This is a genomic window from Micromonospora sp. BL1, from assembly GCF_003667485.1.
Classification (GTDB): Bacteria; Actinomycetota; Actinomycetes; order Mycobacteriales; family Micromonosporaceae; genus Micromonospora; species Micromonospora tulbaghiae.
The window spans coordinates 1-1,041 of the sequence record NZ_RCVK01000099.1 but is presented as its reverse complement, the minus strand read 5'-3'; the positions used below and the strand labels follow the sequence as shown (position 1 = coordinate 1,041).

The 1,041-nt window shown below is 73.9% G+C and carries 1 protein-coding gene; it reads left to right on the top strand.

Features of this window, described 5'->3' with window-relative positions; translation table 11 throughout:
• Positions 1-191: 191 nt before the first annotated feature.
• Positions 192-1,034, top strand: coding sequence for a C39 family peptidase (locus EAD96_RS00990; protein WP_121682938.1), 843 nt, complete (start codon positions 192-194; stop codon positions 1,032-1,034).
• Positions 1,035-1,041: the final 7 nt, after the last annotated feature.

The window sequence follows — 1,041 nt, the reverse complement described above, 5'->3', positions numbered from 1 at the left end:
CCCCTCGATCGTCCCCCCGCCTCCACGGCACCGCGGTGCCCGCGCTCGCCTGACGCGCGACCGGCAACCGCCCCCTGGGCGCCCGGCATCACGGGCGTTCCCGATCCCCCGGCCATCCGGCCCCGCCAGCACGTGTGAGTTCCTCCGCGTGCCGGGCCGGCGTGCGCCGCTCACGCCCCGTGGAGGATTTCGTGAAGCACCACCTGAAGCGTCAGCTGCGACGGATCGTCACCGAGCGCCCGTACCAGATCATCGCCGGATCGGCCGCAGCGCTCGTGCTGGCCGCAGGCGCCGGCACCGTCGCCACCGCCGGTGACGACGCCCCGGTCCAGGAGAACACCGCGGCGGTCGCCGATCTCGGCGCCGCCCGTCTCGGCGAGCAGCCCGCCAGCCGCGGCGAGGCCCGCATCGCCGTCCCGCCGGCGTCGCCCAGCGCCTCCGCCGCGCCCAGCGCGTCGCCGAGCGCCTCCCTGTCGAAGAAGGCCACGGCCGACCCGGACACCACGCCCAAGGCCAAGCCGAAGCCGCCGTCGAGCAAGTCGCTCGACTACGACTACCAGGCGCAGATCAACTACTTCTACTGCGGTCCGGCCGCCGTGCGCAACGCGCTCAGCGCCGCCGGCATCGAACGCAGCCAGGACGCGCTCGCCGGCCCGCTCGGCACCACCGAGATGGGCACCAACTCGGCCGAGGACACCACCCGGGTGCTCAACCAGCAGGTCAAGGGCAACCCGTACCGGACCCGCATGATCCCCGGCACCGCCACCCCTGCCCAGATGGACCGGCTCCAGGCCGACGTGGTCGAGGCGATCAGCAACGGCCGCGCGGTCGTCGCGAACGTCGCCGGCACCGCCACCGACACCAACGGCGGCTGGCACTCGTTCCCGGGCGGCCACTACGTCGCCGTGGTCGGCTACAAGGACGACGGCCGGACCGTTCGGATCGCCGACTCGGCCGACCCGTCGCTGCCGTCGTACTGGGTCACCACGATCGACCTGGCGAACTGGGTCTCCACCCGCGGCTACTCCGCCTGACCCCCAC